We start from the raw sequence: 17,996 nt of genomic DNA, 5'->3' as shown, positions 1-17,996 counted from the left end.
ACGGTTGCGCGCGCACCGGCTTAGGTCGTCGGTAGCGCGATTCCCATCGCCGCGAAGGCGCCGCCGCACACCTTGTTGAAGCGCCTGCCGACGCGCTCCAGCCACGGCCGGATACGGTGCGCGGTGCGCGCCAGGCCATACTCGACGACGAATTCCATGGCCGCGAAGGTGGCCGCCATGACCGCGAACTGGACCGCCAGGCTGCGCGCCGGATCGATGAACTGCGGCAGGAAGGCGCCGAAGAACAACAGCGCCTTAGGATTCGATACCGCCGACAGCAGGCCCTGGCCGAACAGCCGCGCCGGCCGCGCCGTCGGCGCGCTGGGTTCGGCCTGCAGCCGCACCGCGGGCGCGCGCCACAGCTGGAGGCCGAGGTAGACCAGGTAGGCGCCGCCCACCCATTTCAGCAGGAGCAGGGCGGGCGACCAGGCCTTGAGCAAGGCGCTGATGCCGAGCATGGAAAGCGCGATCACCAGGATGAAGCCCAGCGTGCCGCCGGCGATGGTGCATACCGCCTTGCGGTGGCCATGCAGCGCGCCGTGCGTGAGCGCCAGCAATGTGTTGGGCCCGGGGGTGAACGACAGGCCGGTCACGGCGACGAGATACAGCAGCCAGGTGTGCAGCGTCATGGTATTTCTAGCCCAGGGCATGAGAATGCCGCGGCGGCGGATGCGGCGCGGCAAGGGCATTGTACGGAGATCCCATGCGATTCGACGTGTACGGACGCTACCGGCTGGAAATCCTGCGGACCGCCGGCGGCTGGCAGGTATACCGCGAGACGGCCGGCAAGCGAGTGCCGGCACACGACCTGGTGCTGCCGCCGGACCTGGACGCCGCCGATATCCCGGCATACCTGGACGACCTCCTGCACGAACTGTCGCCGCCGGGCGGGCGCATCGTGCCGTTGTAGCGCGCCGGCGCCGTCAGTTGGGCGGAGCGGGCAGCGGCGCGGCGCGCCGCAATTCGCCTGGAGGGTGGCCCAGCACGCGCTTGAAGGCCCGGCTGAAGGCCGCCAATGAGCCGTAGCCGAGCCGGTAGGCCACCGTCTCGATGGCCTCGCGGTCGCGGCTGATCCATTGCATGGCCAGGCGCATGCGCAATTCGGTCAGGTAGCGCACCGGCGTCATGCCGGTCACGGCCAGGAAGCGCTCGGCGAACACCGAGCGCGAGCTGCCCATTTCCGCCGCCAGCTCGGCCACGGTCCAGTTGCGGCCCGGGTCGCGGTGCAGGGCCAGGAACACCTTGCCCAGGCGCGGGTCGCGCAGGGCCTGGACCCAGCCGGTGGCGTCGCCGCAGCCGCATTCCGCCCAGGCCCGCACGATGAAGGCGGACACCACGTCCGCCAGGCGCGCCAGGATGCCGGCGAAGCCGGCGCGCCGGGCCAGCGATTCGCGTTCCATGGCTTCCAGCATGGGCCGCAGCTCCGGATTGCGTTCCAGCAGCGTGCCGACGAACATCACCTCGGGCATGGACGCCACCAGAAGCTGCATGCCGCCCAGGTCGAACTCCATGCAGCCGCTGAAGATCAGCACGCCGCTGACGGGACAGGCCGCGCCGTCGGGCGGCGTCACGGCGCACACGGTGGCGCAGAGGTTGGTGGAGGCGAACACGTCGATGTCCCGGCTGGCGACATCCGGCGCCGACAGCAGTTCGTGCTGGCCGCCCTGCGGCAGCAGCAGCGCGTCGCCGGTAGCGAGCGGGAATTCCTGGCCGCTGGCCGTGCGCAGCAGCACCGGCCCGCGGCCGATGAAATGAAACTGCGCGCGCCCGGGGGCGTTGCCGAACGCCAGCCCGAAGGGCGCGTCCATTTCGATGCGCCGGTATTTCACCCCCACCAGGCGCATGCCCATCAGCAGTTCGCTGGCCAGATCGTGGCCGGGCGTCGGGGCCGGGATTTTCGGTGCCATCAGGATCGGACGATCAGTCAATAATATCGGATTTTATATCATAGACCGTCCGGGCTCGCGCGCTTACGCTGCCATATCGCTTGAATTACCTAAGGAAGTACTCGATGGAAGCACGTATGCAAGCCGCCGCGGGCCCGGTTCCCGCGCCGGAGAAACCCGCCTGGAACGCGGTGTTCTCGCTGGCCCTGGGCGTATTCGGGCTGGTGACGGCCGAGTTCCTGCCCGCCAGTCTGCTGACGCCCATGGCCGCCAGCCTGGACGTGAGCGAAGGGCTGGCGGGGCAGGCCGTCACGGTCACGGCCGTCATTGCCTTGATGGCGGGCCTGCTGATCCCGACCATGACCCGCGGCATCGACCGGCGCTATGTGTTGCTGGCGTTTTCGGCCTTGCTGATGGTGTCCAACCTGCTGGTGGCGTTCGCGCCGAATCTGCAGATACTGCTGGGGGCCCGCGTGCTGCTGGGCGTGGCGATCGGCGGCTTCTGGACCATGTCGGCCGCCACCGCCATGCGCCTGGTGCCGGCCGACCTGGTGCCGCGCGCCTTGTCGATGATCTTCGCCGGCGTCTCGGCCGCCACCATCGCCGCGGCGCCCCTGGGCAGCTATTTTGGCGACCTGATCGGCTGGCGCAACGTCTTCCTGCTGGCCACTGTGCTGGGGCTGCTGGCATTCGCCTGGCAATGGCTGGCCCTGCCGCGCATGGCGCCGGCCGGCGCGACGCGGCTCGGCACCATGGTGGAAGTCCTGCGCCGCCCGGGCGTGGCGGTCGGCATGTTCGCCTGCCTGCTGGTGTTCGCCGGCCATTTCGCGTTCTTCACCTACTTGCGGCCGTTCCTGGAAAACGTGACCGGCGTGGGCGTGGTCGGCGTGTCCGGCATATTGCTGGGCTTCGGCGTGGCCAATTTCCTTGGCACGTCGCTGGCCGGCTTCGTGCTGGAGCGCAACCTGCGGGCGACGCTGATGCTGATGCCGCTGCTGATGGGCACGATCGGCCTGGTCCTGGCCGGCCTGGGCGGCGCGCCGCTGGCCGATGCGGGGCTGGTGGCCTTGTGGGGCATGGCGTTCGGCGCGGTGCCGGTGGCGTGGAGCACCTGGTTGACCCGCGTGGTGCCGGACGAGGCCGAAAGCGGCGGCGGCCTGATCGTGGCGGCCGTGCAGTTCGCCATCGCCGCCGGGGCGGCCGCCGGCGGGGCGGTGTTCGACGCCAGCGGCGCGCGCGGCGTATTCCTGGGCAGCGGGCTGGTGCTGCTGGCGGCGACGCTGTGCGTGTTTGCCGTGTTTCGCTGGCGGGCCTTGCCGGTGGCGCAGTAGCGGCCGTGCGTTAGCGGCCCGGCAGCGTGGCGCCGGTATCCGCCACGATGGCTTGAACGCAGGCCAGCAGGCGTGGCGCGACCTCGCTGGCCAGCGTCTCGGGGGGCAACTTGAAAGCCGGACCGCCGCAGTTGACGGAATAGATTTCGCCGTCGGGCATGATCAGCGGCGCGGCGATGGCGTTCACATCGGGGTGCCACTCGCCGTGCGATGCCACATAGCCGGTCTCGCGGTATTGGGCGATGGCCTGCTCCAGTTGCGGCGCCACTGCGGGCCAGCGGCTTTCCATGCTGATGCGCAGCGTTTCGATCAAGCGGTCTCGGTCGCAGGCCGGCAGCGCCGCCAGATAGGCTCGTCCCGAGGCCGAGGTGGCCAGGCCCAGCCGGTCGCCTACGCCGATGCGCATGACCAGCGCGGCGGACAGTGGCCGCACCGTTTCGAGCAAGACTATTTCCAGCCGGTCGCGGGTGCCCAGGTGTACGGTGACACCGGACGCTTCGGCGAAGGCGCGCATGTGTACGCGCGCCTCGGCGCGTATGTCCAGCTTGGCCAAATAGGCATGGCTGAGCGTCATGATGCCCGGCCCGAGGGCATAGCGCTCAGTTCCCGGCATGCGACGCAGCAGTCCGGCCGTCAGCAAGGTGCCGACCAGGCGCGATGCCGTGGGCTTGGGAATGGCCGTGCCTTCCGAAATCTCCTTGAGCGTGGTGGCCTCGTCGCTGGCGGCGACACAGCGCAGCACCGCCAGCCCGCGCGCCAGGGCGCTGACTTCGCCTTCGAAGGGTTCCCCGTGCGGGACATCGTGCATGTGAAAGGTCTCCTGTGGCGGACGAGTCGCCCAATTCTGAAACGCAAGGCCAGGAGTCGATTGTAATGGCCCGCCACAAGGCTTGTTTATTGATCAAACTCACATATAATAAAATTAAATTCCATTATTAGGAGGAGATCATGCCTTTGGTTTTGACGCCGATCCAGCCTGGCTTTGTTGCCGAAGCGAGCGGCCTGGACCTCGCGGCGCCACTCGACAGGGCCGATATCCAGGCCATCGAGGCGGCCATGGACCGGCATGCGGTATTGGTGTTCCGCGGCCAGGCGCTGGCGCCGGAGGCACAACTGCAGTTCGCCGAGAATTTCGGAAAACTGGACCTTGGTTTCAAAAAAGCATCGAAGGCGCCCAATCGGTTGGCTCGCGAAGAATTGCTGGACATATCCAACGTGGACGAAACCGGCCGGGTCGCCGACCGCAACCATCGCAAGATCGTCGGCAACCTGGCGAACCAGCTCTGGCACAGCGACAGTTCATTCCAGGATCCGCCAGCGCGTTATTCCATGCTGCACGCGGTGGTCGTCCCGGAGCAGGGCGGTGAAACCGAGTTCGCCGATATGCGGGCCGCTTACGATGCCTTGCCGCAAGCGCAGAAACAGCGGCTCGCGGGGCTGCATGCCCAGCACTACGCGCTGCATTCCCGCTTCCTGCTGGGCGATACCGACTATTCCGAAGAGCAGCGCCAGGCCATTCCCCCCGTTGTGTGGCCGCTGGTGCGCCGTCACCCCGGCAGCGGGCGGGAACTGCTGTTCATCGGGGCGCACGCCAGCCATGTTGCGGAACTATCGGTAGCCGAGGGCAGGCTGCTGCTGATGGACTTGCTCGAACATGCCACCCAGCCTCGTTTTGTCTATCGCCACGTCTGGCAGCCGGCGGATCTGGTGATGTGGGACAACCGCAGCACGCTGCACCGCGGTCGCGCCTTCGATTTGTCGGCCCGGCGCGAATTGCGCCGCACCACGACCGTGGACGCGGCCTGAGGCGCCCTGCCTCGCACAACTACGACAAGATCCGCGTCATGCGGAGGAGGAGACAAGCATGAAACAAGCGCTCATCGCCGCGGCCGTCTGCGTGGCCGCGCTGGCTGGCGTCGCGCCGGCGCCAGCGGCGCCCGCCTATCCTGCCGGACCGGTGCACCTGGTGGTGCCGTTCCCCGCCGGCGGCCCGACCGATACCCTGGCCCGTCTGCTGGCCGAGGGCTTGCAGGCGCAATGGGGCCAGCCGGTGATCGTGGAGAATAAGCCGGGCGCCGGCACGTTGATCGGCGCGGACTACGTGGCCAAGGCCGCGCCGGACGGGCAGACCATGGGCATGGTGATCAGCGCGTACACCATCAATCCCTCGGTCCGCCGCTCGATGCCCTACGACACGTTGCGTGATCTGCAGGGAGTGACGCAACTGGCCGAATCAAAGCTGGCGCTGGTTGCGCGGGCCGATGCGCCATTCGACACGGTGCCCGAACTGATCGAACTGGCGCGCCGCCAACCGGCCAAACTGACCTATGCTTCGCCGGGCGCGGGAACGTCCACGCATCTGGCGGGGGAGTTGTTCAAGCATGCGGCCGGCGTCGACATCGTGCATGTGCCCTACAAGGGCAGCAGCCCGGCCCAGACGGACTTGATAGGCGGCCAGGTGGACTTGATGTTCGACCTGCTGCAATCGGCATTGCCGATGGTGCGCAGCGGCCGGCTGAAAATCATCGCCCTGGCTTCGCCGCAGCGGGACCCGGCGTTTCCCGACTATCCGACGGTGGGCGAGACGCTCGACGGTTTCGAGGTCGGCAGCATGTTCGGACTGGTGGCCCCGGCCGGAACGCCCACGGACAAGCTGCAGGCGATCCGGGACGCGGCCGCGCAAGTCATTCAGTCGCCCAAGGTGGCGCAAGCCATGACTGACCTGGGCATGACGCCGGTGGTTTCCACGCCGGCCGCTTTCGACCGCTTTCTGCGCGACGAGATCGACAAGTGGCGCGAAGTGGCGCAACAGAGCAACGTCCGTATCGACTGAGGCCAGCGCGGCGGCCGGCCATGCCGCCGGCCGCCGCCTCAGACGGCGGCCCGCTGGTTGACGCGCCGGGACAGTTCCTCGGCGCTTTCCTTGCGTTCGCTGTAGCGGTCCACCAGGTACGGCGCCACTTCGCGCGTCAGCAGGGTGAACTTCACCAGTTCTTCCATGACGTCGACGATGCGGTCGTAGTAGGGCGATGGCCTCATGCGGCCCGCGTCGTCGAATTCCTGCCAGGCCTTGGCCACTGACGACTGGTTGGGGATGGTGATCATGCGCATCCAGCGGCCCAGCACGCGCATCTGGTTGACGGCGTTGAACGATTGCGAGCCGCCGCTGACCTGCATGACGGCCAGCGTCTTGCCCTGCGTGGGCCGCACCGCGCCGATCGACAGCGGGATCCAGTCGATCTGCGTTTTCATCAGGCCCGTCATGGCGCCGTGGCGTTCGGGCGAGCTCCAGACCATGCCTTCGGCCCACTGCACCCATTCGCGCAGTTCCACCACTTTCGGATGGTCGTCGGGCGCGCCGTCGGCCAGCGGCAGGCCGCGCGGGTCGTACAGCCGCGTTTCCGCGCCCATGGCGCGCAGCAGGCGGGCGGCTTCTTCCGCGGCGAAGCGGCTGAACGAGCGTTCGCGCAGGGACCCGTAAAGCAGCAGGATGCGCGGCGGATGGGTCATGCGGCCGCCGGCCAGGCGCGTGCCGACGGCGGGATCGAAGCAGTCGGGCTGCACGTTGGGCAAGTCTTTCAGCATGGTGATTCCAGGGTGTTCAGGATGCGGCCGATTCGTACCAGCCGCGCGTCCGGTTGACGACGCGCACGACCAGCAGCATGACGGGAACTTCAATCAGGACGCCGACCACGGTGGCCAGCGCAGCGCCCGACTCGAAGCCGAACAAGCTGATGGCCGCGGCCACCGACAGTTCGAAGAAATTCGACGCACCGATCAGCGCCGACGGGCAGGCGACACTGTGCTGTTCGCCGGCCCGCCGGTTCAGCCAATACGCCAGGCCGGCATTGAACAGCACCTGGATCAGGATCGGCACTGCCAGCATCGCGATCACCAGCGGTTGCTGCAGAATGGCCCGGCCCTGGAACGCGAACAGCAGCACCAGGGTCAGCAGCAGGGCGGCCATCGAGGCCGGGCCGATGCGCGCCATGATCCGTTCGAAAGCGGCCGGGCCGCGGCGCAACAGGGCGCGTCGCCACGCTTGCGCGAGGGCGACCGGGATCACGATGTACAGCGCCACGGAGGCAAGCAGGGTGTCCCACGGGACGGCGATGGCGGATATGCCCAGCAGCAGGCCCACGATGGGGGCGAAGGCGAACACCATGATGGTGTCGTTGAGCGCTACCTGGGACAGCGTGAAGGCGGGGTCGCCGCCGGTCAGGCGGCTCCAGACGAAGACCATGGCGGTGCACGGCGCGGCGGCGAGCAGGATCAGCCCGGCGATGTAGCTGTCGAGCTGCGCCGCCGGCAGCCAGGGCGCGAATACGTGGCGGATGAACAGCCAACCGAGCAACGCCATGGAGAACGGCTTGACGGCCCAGTTCACGAACAGGGTCACGCCGATGCCGCGCCAATGGCGGCGCACCTGGCCAAGCGCGCCGAAGTCCACTTTCATCAGCATCGGGATGATCATGATCCAGATCAGCAAACCCACCGGCAAGTTGACGCGCGCGATTTCCAGCCGCGCGATGGACTGGAACAACGCCGGCGCGGCCTGCCCGAGCAGCACGCCGGCGACGATGCACAGTACGACCCAGAGGCTCAGGTAGCGTTCGAACAGGCTCATGGCGCCCGCCGGGCGCGCCATGGCGCGGCTGCCGTCGGCCATGGCGCGCCTCAGGCCTTGCCGATGTCGCGCAACTGCTGCTGCAGCGACATGCCGTCGAGGCGGTCGAACGGCAGCGCGAGGAACAGTTCGATGCGACGCTTGAGCGCCAGGGCGGCGTCCTGGAAGGCCTTCAGGCGTTCTTCCTGCGTGCCCGTGGCGGCGGCCGGGTCGGGCACGCCCCAGTGCGCGGTCATGGGCTTGCCCGGCCAGATGGGGCAAGCTTCGCCGGCGGCGTTGTCGCACACCGTGAAGATGAAATCGAACTGCGGCCCGTCCGGCGTGGCGAACTCGTCCCAGCTCTTGCTGCGGTAGCCATCGGCCGGCAGGCCCAGCCGCTGGAGCGTGGCCAGCGCCAGCGGGTGGACTTCGCCCTTGGGCTGGCTGCCGGCCGACCAGGCGCGGAAGCGCCCCTGGCCCAGCCCATTGAGCAGGCCTTCGGCCAGGATCGAACGGGCCGAATTGCCCGTGCAGATGAACAGTGCGTGGTAGGTCTTGTTTGGCATGATTGCCTCAGCAGCGTGGGTTGCCTGGAAGGAAGCCGGGCGTGACTTCGCAGACGCCGCCCTGGCAGCAATGCTCGGTCAAGTAGCCCAGCAGGGCGTTCATCCGGCCGAAGTCGGCGCGGTAGATGAGATTGCGGCCTTGTTGTTCGACGCTGACCAGGCCGGCGTGCGCCAGCTCCTTCAAGTGGAACGACAGCGCATTGCGGGCCACCTCTAATTGGTCGGCCAGCACGCTGGGGGTCAGGCCGGCGAGGCCGGCGACCACCAGGGCGCGGAACAGCCGCAGGCGGTGCGGATGCGCCAGCGCAGACAGCGCGGCGACAGCGTGGTCTTCGGTCATAGTTCAATAATTCAACATTTATTGAATAATAATCCATGGACGGCGCGGCCGCAAGCCGTGGCGAGCCGCCTCAACGCGGCGCCCGGCTCATCCCGTCATCGAGCGCGCGGCGCGGGCGCGGCGCCGCGCATGAAGAAGTCGATCACGCGCGCCAGTTCGTCGCCCAGCGACACGTCCGCGTCGGCCAGCCAGGCCATCAGCGCGCCGAGATAAAGGTAGTGCAGGTAGTGCGCCAGCCGGGCGGGCGCCTGGCGCGGGTCCAGTTCGCCCTGTTCCTGAGCCTGCGCGATCAGGCCGGCATAGACGGACACCATGTCGGACGCCGCATCCTCGGGGTGGCCGGCGCGCGCCTGCTGGAAGCGATAGCGAATGTACGGCATCGCATAATGGCGATGCGCTTCCCACCAGCCGGCCGATGCCGCCAGCAAGACGGCCAGGCGCCCGGCCAGGGAATCGCGGGCCAGCACCGTGCGCATCAGCGGTGCCAGGTCGCGCGCGAGCTGCGCGTGCAGGCCGTGCGCCAGCACGGCCTCCTTGACCGGGAAATGGTTGTACAAGGTGCCGCGCGCCACATCGGCGCCCGCGGCGATCTGCTCCATGGTGACCGCTTCATAGCCGTGCGCATCGAACAGCGCGAAGGCCGTCGCGGCGATATGGTCGCGGGTCTGCACGCGCTTGCGCGTCCTGCGGCTGGCGTCGGTGGCGATATCCGGCAAGGGCTTGGTCCGTAGAAAGTGGGTGAGGGGGATCAGGCCGGCTCGTGGCGCAGCATGGCTTCGGCCGCATGAATGCCCGACCATATCGCCGTCGGCGCGCCGTAGCCCGGGAAGGTGCTCTGGCCGGCCAGGTACAGGCCGCGCAGCCCGGTCCGGTGCGGGAACAGCCGGTCGGGGGCGGTGCCGGGCGCGACGCCATACAGGGCGCCCTCGTACAGGTGGCGCTGCCGGGCAAAATCGTTGGGGTCGAGCACGCGCGAGGTTTCGATCTGCAGGCCGGGCAAGCGGCGCCGCAACGCTTCCATATGGAAATCCACGGCCCGGCGGGTCATGGCCGGCGTCCATTCGGACGCGTGGGCGATGCCCGAGACCGGGGCATAGAGCTCGATGATCGACTTGCCGGCCGGCGCCAGGTCCGGCTGTACCTGGGTGAGCACGGTGTAGGCCAGCCATCGCGGCACGTCCGGCTGGGCCTGGTGCAGCAGGCCCTGGTGCGCCATGTCCGGGACATGGTTGACCACGAACGACGAGGGCATGACGGCGCCGGAGCATCCCAGCTGGATCGACACCGCCCGATGCGACAGCGGCGCGCGCCGCGCCGCCCGGGCGACCCGGCGCGGCACGGCGGCGGCCGGCAGCAGCCGGCGCGCCAGTTCGAAGCCGGAGCAGGTCGCCACCACCCGGCCCGCCGCCAGGCGCTCGCCGCCGGCCAGCACGACGCCGCGCACGGCGCCGTCGGCCGTTTCGATATGCTCGACCCGCGCGCCCAGGCGCAGCGTGACGCCGACCTGGCCGAGGCGGCGCGCCAGTGCCGCGCTGACCGCGCCCATGCCGCCGCGCGGCAGGTGGAAGCCTTCCTCCAGCAAGGCGATCAGCCCGATGATCTGCGTGGCCGGCAGGCGTTCGGGCGGCAGCCCGGTGTAGAGCAGCGTCGAGGCCACCGCCGCCTGCAAGCCGGCGTCCGGGAAGAAGCGCGCGATCAGGGCGTCGGCATGGCCGCCCATGCGCGGCAGGTAGCGCCCCAGGCGCCACAGCGCGCGCCACGGTGAGGGCGGATGCGGCAGCACTTCGGCGACCAGCGTGCGGTAGACCGGACCCCAGTGGCGCTGCAGCGCCGCCAGGCCGTCGCGCAGCATGGCCGTCCGTTCGGCGGCGCGCGGCCCCTCGACCCGGGATGTGCGGGCGTCCGCCAGGTGCACGACGGCGCCATCCTGCAGGTGGGTTTCGTGCGGGCGCTGGACCGGCAGCAAGGTCAGTTCACGCTCGGGGTCGAGCCCCAGGCGCTGGAACCCGGCGCGCAGCAGCGACGGCGCCGCCATGTAGACCGCGCCGGTGTTGAAGCGGAAACCGTCGACCTCGACGCTGGCGCAGCAGCCGCCCGGCGCCGCGCCCGCTTCCAGCAGCGTCACGGGATGGCCATCGCGCGCCAGGCGCAGGCTGGCGGCCAGCCCGGCCAGGCCGGCGCCGATCACAACGACAGGGGAAGAGGCGGGGGTCGGCATGCGAGCGCTCAGTTTTTTGGGCAATGTTGAAAATTATACATTGTCCAAAAAATCGACGCCTGTCGCCCGCCATGCCGGCGCGGCCGCTACCCGCCGTCCTGCAGCCATTGCCGCAGACGGTCCAGGAATATTTGCCGGACCCGCGCCGTATTGCCGTCCGAAAAGGCGGCGCTGTGCGGCGAGACAATGACATTGTCGAGGTCCCACAGCGGCGAGGCGGCGGGCAGCGGTTCATGGTGGAACACATCCAGGAACGCTCCGCCCAGCGTGCCCGTCTGCAGCGCGCGGACCAGCGCCGGTTCGTCCACCACGTGTCCGCGCGCCAGGTTGACCAGGCAGGCGTGGCGCGGCAGCGCCGCCAGCACGGCGGCGTTGACCAGCCCGCGCGTCGCGTCGGTGAGCGGGCAGGCCAGCACCAGCCACGACGCGCCGGGCAGAATGCCGCGCAGTCCGCCGTAGCGCACGGTCGGGATGCCGGCGCCGGCCGGTTCGCCGCTGTGGCGCGCCACCGCGATCTCCAGCCCCAGCGCCTGCAGCAGCAAGCCGATGCGCTGGCCGATGCCGCCCCAGCCGACGATGACGGCGCGCTGCCCTTCCAGGTCGCGCGGCAGGTGATCATCGAGCAACGGTTCCCAGGCGTGCCGCCGCTGCGCCCGCATCAGATGCGGAAAGTGGCGGGCCAGCGCCAGCACGCCGGCGATCGCCGTCTGCGCCACCACCGCGTCGGAGGCGCCGTGCGAGGCGGTCACGCGCACCCCGCGCCGTTGCAGTTCCTGGTAGATGTCGCGGTCCAGGCCGGCCGAGTGTACGTGCAGCCAGCGCAGGCCGCGCGCCGCCCGCAGCGCGCGGTAGAAGCGTTCGGTGTCGGGCAGGATCTCGAACTTGGTGGAGCGGCCGGTGATGTCGCGGGAGATGAATCCGACTTCGGCGTGCGCGGCATCCAGGTCGCCCGGATGGCACAGCCGGATCTCCCGCGCGCCGGCCCGCAGTTGCGGCGCCAGCGCGCGGGCCTCCAGTTCGGAACAGAGAATGCGCAGCGGGCCGGCGGCGCTCATTGCGGCTTGGCGTCGAGTTGCCGGACGATGGCTCGCCATTTCTCGTATTCAATGTGGGTGAAGCGGTCGAATTGCGCCGGCGTGCCGCCCACCGCGATCGCGCCTTCGCGCAGCATCTCGTCCTTGAGCTTGGGCAGCGCGTCGTTGACGCCCTTGTTGATGGCTGCAATGACCTCCGGCGGCGTGTTCTTCGGCGCGAAATAGCCGAACCACGAGCCGGCGTCGAAGTCCTTGAATCCCGATTCGGCGACGGTAGGCACGTCGGGCAGCGAGGCCAGCCGCTTGTCGGTGCTGACGGCAATGGCGCGCAGCTTGCCGGCGCGGATCTGGCCCATGACGGACGGCGCCGTGGCGAACATGAAATCCAGCCGGCCGGCCAGCAGGTCGTTGACGGCATCGGCCCCTTTGTAGGGCACATGGGTGGCGTCCCGGGCCCCCAGCGCCTGCATCAGCATGAAGCTGGACAGGTGCGACGAAGTGCCGACGCCGGTGGAGCCATAGTTGAGGCTCTTCCCGGACTTGGCGTACTCGAGGAAGTCGTCGACGTTCTTGATCGGCAGCGCGGGCGGCACCACCAGCACGTTCGGCACGGTGGCTATCTGCACGATGGGCACCAGGTAGGCCAGCGGGTCGTAGGCCAGCTTGTGCAGCGACGGGTTCACCGCGATCGGGCCGACCGAATTGACGATCAGCGTGTAGCCGTCCGGATCGGCGCGCACCACGTATTCGGTGCCGATATTGCCGCCGGCGCCGGGGCGGTTCTCGACTACGAACGGTTGCGCCAGCTGCTGCGCCAGGTGCTCGCTGACGCTGCGCGTGAGCTTGTCCGTGGTGCCGCCCGCGGTGAACGCCACCACGACCTTGACCGGGCGTTCCGGGTAGGCGGCCTGCGCCGGCAGGGCCGCGGCCAGGCCCAGGGCGCCGGCCGCGATGGCGGATTTCCAGCTTGCCTTCATGTGACTCTCCTTGGCGCTAGTCGCGGTAGCTGCTGTCGAGCCGGTCCAGCTTGCGCAGCAGCGCCGGCCATTCCATGACGCCGTAGGGGCGGCGCGTGCCGGGCTGGTAGTTGTTCCAGGTTTGTTCCAGGATCTCCGGCGGCACGGACTGCAGCGGCTGCTGCGTGGCCTGGGCGGCCAGTTGCGAGCGGCAGGCCAGCTCCAGCCGGTGCATCCAGTTGAACGCTTCGCCCACGGTGCGCCCGACGGTCAGGGCGCCATGGTTGCGCAGGATCAGCGCTTCGCCCTGGCCCAGGTCTTCGATCAGCGACGCCTTTTCCTTGTTGTCCAGCACCACGCCCTGGTAGTCGTGATAGCCGATCTTGAGGAAGCGCATCGCCGTCTGCGTCAGGGGCAGCAGGCCGCAGGCCAGCGAGGAGACGGCCATCGAGGCCCAGCTGTGCGTATGAATGACGCAGTCGACGTCGTGGCGGGCCTCGTGCACCGCGCTGTGGATGACATAGCCAGCCTTGTTGATGCCATAGTCCAGGGCGCCGAAGTCCGGCTTGGCCAGGATGTTGCCGGCCAGGTCGACCTTGATCAGGCAGGATGCCGTGATCTCTTCATACATCATGCCGTAGGGATTGATGAGGAACGCGTTGTCTTCGTCCGGGACCCGCACGGAAATGTGGTTGGCCATCATGTCGGCCATGCCGTACAGCTCGACCAGGCGATAACAGGCGGCCAGGTCGACGCGCGCCTGCCATTCCGCGTCGGAGCAGCGGCCGCGCATGGAAGGAATCCGCAGAACGCCATTGTTGGTCATGCCTCGCCCCTTGAATTCGATGAGTTGTATGAGGCCGGCGGCCGGCCGCATCGGGAATGATCTACTGTAAGAGCGATAGCGGCGCGCCGGTGATCGGCATTCGTAAAGAGGGCTTCACGCTTTGTGAAGCGCCGCGGGGTGCTGCAAGCCGCGCCCGATAGCGGTACGCTGTAGCGGCGCGCCCGCGCGCGCCGCTTGTTTCCATCACCCCACTAGGACTACCGCCATGAAATACCGCCGCCTCGGCGCCAGCAACCTGCGCGTTTCCCCGTTGTGCCTGGGTACCATGATGTTCGGCGAACAGACGCCGTTCGACGAAGCCGGGCGCATCGTCGCATCCGCGCGCGAGGCGGGCGTCAATTTCATCGACACCGCCGACGTATACAACCAGGGGCGCTCGGAGGAAGTGGTCGGCAAGCTGCTGGCCGGCCAGCGCCACGACTGGATCCTCGCCACCAAGATCGGCAATGCCGTCGCCAAGGCGCCCAATCGGTCGCATTATTCGCGGCAGTGGATCATGCAGGGCGTGGACACGAGCCTGGCCCGGCTGGCCACGGACTACATCGACATCCTGTACCTGCACCGCGATTTCCACGAAGAGAACCTCGAAGAGCCCGTGCGCGCCATGGGCGACCTGATCCGCGCCGGCAAGCTGCGCAGCTTCGGCCTGTCCAACTTCCGTGGCTGGCGCATCGCCGAAGTGATCCGCCTGTGCCGCGAGCTGGGCGTGCCGCAGCCCGTGGTGTGCCAGCCGTACTACAACATGCTCAACCGCGGGCCGGAGGTTGAGATCCTGCCGGCCTGCGCGCACTACGGCCTGGGCGTGGTGCCCTACAGCCCGATCGCCCGCGGCGTGCTGACCGGCAAGTACGCGCCGGGCCAGCCGCCCGCGGCCGACACCCGCGCCGGCCGCGGCGACAAGCGCATCCTGGACACCGAATTCCGCGAGGAATCGCTGCGCATCGCCGCCGAGCTCACGGCCTACGCCGAAGGGCGCGGCATCCGGCCCGGCCACTTCGCCACCGCCTGGGTGCTGGCCAACCCGCTGGTGAGCGCGGTGATCGCCGGGCCGCGCACGCTGGCGCAGATGCAGGACTACTACGCCGCGCTCGACGTGCAGATCACGCCCGAGGAAGAAACCATGGTGAACGCGTGGGTAACGCCGGGCCACGCTTCCACGCCCGGCTACAACGACCCCAGCTATCCGTTCTACGGCCGGCCGGTGACGGCGGCGTAGCCCGCCGGCCCTCGGCCCGCGCCCATGATGCCCCCGGCCCGCTCGGGGGCGGTTGCGCCGGGCGCCGACAGCGCGCATCATGACAGGACCGGGCCTGCCGGGTTCGCGCCCGCGCCGGCCGGGCGGCCAGCCGGCGCCGCGCCTCGGCCGCCGGCGGCCTGCGGCAGGTCCGCAGCGCCGCCCGGCGGCTTGAAATCCGCCGACTTGCCGCCAGATACCAGCCATGGCCAAGAGGGCAAGTTCATGAGATCGCGCGATTTTTCATCCTGGATCTGGGGCGACGCGCTGTCGCTGCTGGAACACGCCGAACGCCTGCATCGCCAGTTGCTGCGTGCCGGCCCGGCCGACGCGCCGCACTGGGAACCGCCGGTCGACGTCATCGAGACCGCCACCGCCGTCATGGTGTACGTGGCGCTGCCTGGCGTGCCGTCCGACGCGCTGGTGGTGGCGTTCGATCCGGGCGGCATCACGGTGTCGGGCGTGCGCCCGATGCCCGTGGCGGCCAACGCCCGCATTCACCGTTTCGAAATTCCCTATGGCCGCTTTCGCCGGCGCATCGCGTTGCCGTTGCACGCGCTCGAGCCGGAATCGTCCACGCTGGCCGACGGCTGCCTGGTCTTGACCCTGACTAAACTGAGGGAGGCCCCATGACCGACACGCGCACCCTGCCCGAAGACGCGCGCATCATCATTCCGCTGCGTGACGCAGTGCTGTTTCCCGGCGTACTGTCGCCAGTGACAGTGCGGCGCGAGTCGTCCGTCGCGGCCGCGCAGGACGCCGTCAAGAACGAGCGCCCGGTGGGCTTCCTGCTGCAGCGCGATCCCTCCAAGAGCACGGTCGAGCCCGACGACCTGTACTGGGTTGGCACCGAAGGGCCGATCGCCCGCTACATCACCGGCCAGGAAGGCGCGCATCACCTGCTGGTGCAGGGCCAGTCGCGTTTTCGCGTGCTGGAATTCCTGACCGGCTGGCCGTACATGGTGGCGCGCGTGGCCGAGGTGCCGGCCGCCGAGGCCCAGGACAGCCAGACCGAGGCCCGCTTCCTGCAATTGAAGGAACAGGCCATCGACGCCATCACCCTGCTGCCCAATGTGCCGGATGAACTGATCGGCGTGGTGCGCGGCATCGACTCGCCCGGCTTGCTGGCCGACATGGTCACGCACATGATCGACATCAAGCCCGAGCAGAAGCAGGACATCCTGGAAACGTTCGACCTGGCGCGGCGCCTGGACAAAGCCATCGAGCTGCTGGCGGGCCGCGTCGAGGTGCTGCGGCTGTCCAAGGAGATCGGCGACCGCACGCGCGCCCAGTTCGACGAGCGCCAGCGCGAGACCGTGCTGCGCGAGCAATTGCGGCAGATCCAGAAAGAGCTGGGCGAGATCGACGACAGCGCGGCCGAAGTGGCGCGCCTGAAGGACGCCATCGAGGCGGCCGGCATGCCCGACGAGGTGCTCAGCCACGCCCGCAAGGAACTGGGCCGCCTGCAGCGCATGGGCGAGGGCAGCGGCGAATCGGCCATGCTGCGCACCTACCTGGAATGGCTGACCGAGCTGCCTTGGAAGCAGGAGCCGCAGCCGCCCATCGACCTGGCCGAAGCGCGCAAGGTGTTGGACGAAGATCACTTCGGGCTGGACAAGATCAAGCGGCGCATCCTGGAATACCTGGCGGTGCGCAAGCTCAATCCCCAGGGCCGCAGCCCGATCCTCTGCTTTGCCGGCCCGCCGGGGGTAGGCAAGACCTCGCTGGGCCAGTCGATCGCGCGCGCCACCGGCCGGGCATTCCAGCGCGTGGCGCTGGGCGGCGTGCACGACGAGGCCGAGATCCGCGGCCACCGGCGCACCTACCTGGGCGCGCTGCCGGGCAATATCATCCAGGCCATGCGGCGCGCCGGCACCAGCAATGCGGTGCTGATGCTCGACGAGATCGACAAGCTCGGCGCCGGGGGCTTCCACGGCGACCCCGGCAGCGCGCTGCTCGAAGTGCTCGACCCGGAGCAGAACAGCAAGTTCCGCGACAACTATCTGGGCGTGGATTTCGACTTGTCGCACGTGATGTTCATCTGCACGGCCAACATGCTGGACACCATCCCGGGGCCGCTGCGCGACCGCATGGAGATCATCCAGCTGCCGGGCTATACCGAAGAGGAAAAGATCCAGATCGCGCGCCGCTACCTGGTGCGGCGCCAGCTCGAGGCCAATGGCCTGACGGCCGAGCAGGCCGGGCTGACCGACGCCGCGCTGTCGTCCATCGTGGCCGACTACACGCGCGAGGCCGGCGTGCGCCAGCTCGAGCGCGAGATCGGCGCGGCGCTGCGCCACGCCGCCATGCAGATCGCCGAAGGCAAAGCCAGCCACGTGGCCATCGACGCGCCGGACTTGCCGCCCATCCTGGGGGCGCGGCGCTTCGAGAACGAGGTCGCGCTGCGCACCGGCGTGCCGGGCGTGGCCACCGGCCTGGCATGGACGCCGGTGGGCGGCGACATCCTGTTTATCGAGGCCAGCAAAACGCCCGGCAGCGGGCGCCTGATCCTGACCGGGCAATTGGGCGACGTCATGAAAGAGTCGGCCCAGACCGCCCTGACCCTGGCCAAGATCTGGAGCGGCGATTCGCTGGAAAAGACCGACGTGCACATCCACGTGCCGGCCGGCGCCACCCCCAAGGACGGCCCGAGCGCCGGCGTCGCCATGTTCCTGGCGCTGGCGTCGCTGCTGTCGGGACGCCCGGTGCGTTCCGACGTGGCCATGACGGGCGAGGTGAGCTTGCGCGGCCTGGTGCTGCCGATCGGCGGCGTCAAGGAAAAGACGCTGGCGGCGCTGCGCGCCGGCATCACCACGGTGATGATCCCGCGCCGCAACGAGAAGGACCTCGACGACGTGCCCGCCGAGGCGCGCCGCAAGCTGAAGTTCGTGCTGCTGGAGCGCACCGAGGACGCCATCCGGTGCGCGATCGACGGCGAGGAAGCGCCGCTGGCCGCCGAGCCGGCCGTGCAGGCTTGA

At 69.0% G+C, this 17,996-nt stretch carries 19 protein-coding genes; 7 read left to right on the top strand and 12 right to left on the bottom strand.

The window, feature by feature from the left end:
• Positions 1 to 20: 20 nt before the first annotated feature.
• Positions 21 to 629: a LysE family translocator gene (locus tag CAL24_RS18315; protein WP_094807498.1), complete on the bottom strand. Its 609-nt coding sequence runs from the start codon at positions 627 to 629 to the stop codon at positions 21 to 23.
• A gap of 74 nt (positions 630 to 703) precedes the next feature.
• On the opposite strand from CAL24_RS18315, the gene CAL24_RS18310 reads away from it, so the two are divergent.
• Positions 704 to 910 carry a DUF7661 family protein gene (locus CAL24_RS18310; protein WP_094807497.1) on the top strand — a complete coding sequence of 69 codons (207 nt, stop codon included), beginning with the start codon at positions 704 to 706 and terminating at the stop codon, positions 908 to 910.
• 13 nt (positions 911 to 923) lie between these two features.
• Here the strand turns inward: CAL24_RS18310 and CAL24_RS18305 are convergent, their stop codons facing one another.
• Positions 924 to 1,907, bottom strand: coding sequence for an AraC family transcriptional regulator (locus CAL24_RS18305; protein WP_094807496.1), 984 nt, complete (start codon positions 1,905 to 1,907; stop codon positions 924 to 926).
• Positions 1,908 to 2,011: 104 nt separating this feature from the next.
• Between CAL24_RS18305 and CAL24_RS18300 the strand changes: the two genes are divergently transcribed.
• On the top strand, positions 2,012 to 3,217 hold the full coding sequence (locus CAL24_RS18300) for an MFS transporter (RefSeq protein WP_094807495.1): 1,206 nt from the start codon (positions 2,012 to 2,014) through the stop codon (positions 3,215 to 3,217).
• A gap of 10 nt (positions 3,218 to 3,227) precedes the next feature.
• On the opposite strand, the gene CAL24_RS18295 is transcribed toward CAL24_RS18300, so the two are convergent.
• Positions 3,228 to 4,025, bottom strand: a complete 798-nt coding sequence (locus CAL24_RS18295; protein ID WP_094807494.1) for an IclR family transcriptional regulator — start codon at positions 4,023 to 4,025, stop codon at positions 3,228 to 3,230.
• A gap of 140 nt (positions 4,026 to 4,165) precedes the next feature.
• Between CAL24_RS18295 and CAL24_RS18290 the strand changes: the two genes are divergently transcribed.
• Both CAL24_RS18290 and CAL24_RS18285 read left to right on the top strand, forming a co-directional pair.
• Positions 4,166 to 5,023, top strand: a complete 858-nt coding sequence (locus tag CAL24_RS18290) for a TauD/TfdA dioxygenase family protein (protein ID WP_028352465.1) — start codon at positions 4,166 to 4,168, stop codon at positions 5,021 to 5,023.
• Between the two features lie 58 nt (positions 5,024 to 5,081).
• Positions 5,082 to 6,050, top strand: a complete 969-nt coding sequence (locus tag CAL24_RS18285; protein ID WP_028352464.1) for a tripartite tricarboxylate transporter substrate binding protein — start codon at positions 5,082 to 5,084, stop codon at positions 6,048 to 6,050.
• A gap of 38 nt (positions 6,051 to 6,088) precedes the next feature.
• Here CAL24_RS18285 and arsH read toward each other — a convergent pair whose 3' ends face one another.
• From arsH to CAL24_RS18240, 9 genes are all read right to left on the bottom strand, one after another.
• Positions 6,089 to 6,802, bottom strand: coding sequence for an arsenical resistance protein ArsH (gene arsH / locus CAL24_RS18280; protein ID WP_094807493.1), 714 nt, complete (start codon positions 6,800 to 6,802; stop codon positions 6,089 to 6,091).
• 16 nt (positions 6,803 to 6,818) lie between these two features.
• A complete protein-coding gene (arsB, locus tag CAL24_RS18275) occupies positions 6,819 to 7,886 on the bottom strand; it encodes an ACR3 family arsenite efflux transporter (protein ID WP_094807492.1) in 1,068 nt (355 codons plus the stop codon).
• A gap of 8 nt (positions 7,887 to 7,894) precedes the next feature.
• Positions 7,895 to 8,392: an arsenate reductase ArsC gene (locus CAL24_RS18270; protein WP_249278587.1), complete on the bottom strand. Its 498-nt coding sequence runs from the start codon at positions 8,390 to 8,392 to the stop codon at positions 7,895 to 7,897.
• Positions 8,393 to 8,396: 4 nt separating this feature from the next.
• Positions 8,397 to 8,729 carry an ArsR/SmtB family transcription factor gene (locus tag CAL24_RS18265; RefSeq protein ID WP_028352460.1) on the bottom strand — a complete coding sequence of 111 codons (333 nt, stop codon included), beginning with the start codon at positions 8,727 to 8,729 and terminating at the stop codon, positions 8,397 to 8,399.
• Between the two features lie 95 nt (positions 8,730 to 8,824).
• Positions 8,825 to 9,445, bottom strand: coding sequence for a TetR/AcrR family transcriptional regulator (locus CAL24_RS18260; protein WP_249278577.1), 621 nt, complete (start codon positions 9,443 to 9,445; stop codon positions 8,825 to 8,827).
• 32 nt (positions 9,446 to 9,477) lie between these two features.
• Entirely contained in the window at positions 9,478 to 10,947 is a 1,470-nt protein-coding gene (locus tag CAL24_RS18255; protein ID WP_094807489.1) for a phytoene desaturase family protein, read from the bottom strand.
• Between the two features lie 86 nt (positions 10,948 to 11,033).
• Entirely contained in the window at positions 11,034 to 12,002 is a 969-nt protein-coding gene (locus CAL24_RS18250) for a D-2-hydroxyacid dehydrogenase (protein ID WP_094807488.1), read from the bottom strand.
• A complete protein-coding gene (locus tag CAL24_RS18245; RefSeq protein ID WP_094807487.1) occupies positions 11,999 to 12,958 on the bottom strand; it encodes a Bug family tripartite tricarboxylate transporter substrate binding protein in 960 nt (319 codons plus the stop codon). Before CAL24_RS18245 ends, CAL24_RS18250 begins: the two co-directional genes overlap by 4 nt.
• 16 nt (positions 12,959 to 12,974) lie before the next feature.
• A complete protein-coding gene (locus CAL24_RS18240; protein ID WP_028352455.1) occupies positions 12,975 to 13,763 on the bottom strand; it encodes a class II aldolase/adducin family protein in 789 nt (262 codons plus the stop codon).
• A 226-nt stretch (positions 13,764 to 13,989) separates the two neighbouring features.
• Here CAL24_RS18240 and CAL24_RS18235 point away from each other — a divergent pair, with 226 nt between their 5' ends.
• The 3 genes from CAL24_RS18235 (at position 13,990) to lon (ending at position 17,996) form a co-directional block, all read left to right on the top strand.
• Positions 13,990 to 15,000 (top strand): aldo/keto reductase, encoded by a 1,011-nt coding sequence (locus tag CAL24_RS18235; RefSeq protein ID WP_028352454.1) that lies wholly within the window; start codon positions 13,990 to 13,992, stop codon positions 14,998 to 15,000.
• Between the two features lie 243 nt (positions 15,001 to 15,243).
• On the top strand, positions 15,244 to 15,651 hold the full coding sequence (locus CAL24_RS18230; RefSeq protein ID WP_028352453.1) for an Hsp20/alpha crystallin family protein: 408 nt from the start codon (positions 15,244 to 15,246) through the stop codon (positions 15,649 to 15,651).
• Entirely contained in the window at positions 15,648 to 17,996 is a 2,349-nt protein-coding gene (gene lon, locus CAL24_RS18225; protein WP_028352452.1) for an endopeptidase La, read from the top strand. The genes CAL24_RS18230 and lon overlap by 4 nt, the downstream gene beginning before the upstream one ends.

Source organism: Bordetella genomosp. 2 (genome assembly GCF_002261345.1).
GTDB lineage: Bacteria > Pseudomonadota > Gammaproteobacteria > Burkholderiales > Burkholderiaceae_B > Bordetella_A.
Note: the sequence above shows the minus strand (reverse complement) of the source record. Positions and strands in the feature narration are given on the sequence as shown.

Coding starts and splice junctions, on each gene's coding strand:
- CAL24_RS18315 (WP_094807498.1), bottom strand. CDS start 629: ATGACGCTGCACACCTGGCTGCTGTATCTCGTCGCCGTGACCGGCCTG.
- CAL24_RS18235 (WP_028352454.1), top strand. CDS start 13,990: ATGAAATACCGCCGCCTCGGCGCCAGCAACCTGCGCGTTTCCCCGTTG.
- arsH (WP_094807493.1), bottom strand. CDS start 6,802: ATGCTGAAAGACTTGCCCAACGTGCAGCCCGACTGCTTCGATCCCGCC.
- CAL24_RS18300 (WP_094807495.1), top strand. CDS start 2,012: ATGGAAGCACGTATGCAAGCCGCCGCGGGCCCGGTTCCCGCGCCGGAG.
- CAL24_RS18255 (WP_094807489.1), bottom strand. CDS start 10,947: ATGCCGACCCCCGCCTCTTCCCCTGTCGTTGTGATCGGCGCCGGCCTG.
- CAL24_RS18290 (WP_028352465.1), top strand. CDS start 4,166: ATGCCTTTGGTTTTGACGCCGATCCAGCCTGGCTTTGTTGCCGAAGCG.
- CAL24_RS18295 (WP_094807494.1), bottom strand. CDS start 4,025: ATGCACGATGTCCCGCACGGGGAACCCTTCGAAGGCGAAGTCAGCGCC.
- lon (WP_028352452.1), top strand. CDS start 15,648: ATGACCGACACGCGCACCCTGCCCGAAGACGCGCGCATCATCATTCCG.
- CAL24_RS18305 (WP_094807496.1), bottom strand. CDS start 1,907: ATGGCACCGAAAATCCCGGCCCCGACGCCCGGCCACGATCTGGCCAGC.
- CAL24_RS18240 (WP_028352455.1), bottom strand. CDS start 13,763: ATGACCAACAATGGCGTTCTGCGGATTCCTTCCATGCGCGGCCGCTGC.
- arsB (WP_094807492.1), bottom strand. CDS start 7,886: ATGGCCGACGGCAGCCGCGCCATGGCGCGCCCGGCGGGCGCCATGAGC.
- CAL24_RS18265 (WP_028352460.1), bottom strand. CDS start 8,729: ATGACCGAAGACCACGCTGTCGCCGCGCTGTCTGCGCTGGCGCATCCG.
- CAL24_RS18245 (WP_094807487.1), bottom strand. CDS start 12,958: ATGAAGGCAAGCTGGAAATCCGCCATCGCGGCCGGCGCCCTGGGCCTG.
- CAL24_RS18230 (WP_028352453.1), top strand. CDS start 15,244: ATGAGATCGCGCGATTTTTCATCCTGGATCTGGGGCGACGCGCTGTCG.
- CAL24_RS18310 (WP_094807497.1), top strand. CDS start 704: ATGCGATTCGACGTGTACGGACGCTACCGGCTGGAAATCCTGCGGACC.
- CAL24_RS18285 (WP_028352464.1), top strand. CDS start 5,082: ATGAAACAAGCGCTCATCGCCGCGGCCGTCTGCGTGGCCGCGCTGGCT.
- CAL24_RS18250 (WP_094807488.1), bottom strand. CDS start 12,002: ATGAGCGCCGCCGGCCCGCTGCGCATTCTCTGTTCCGAACTGGAGGCC.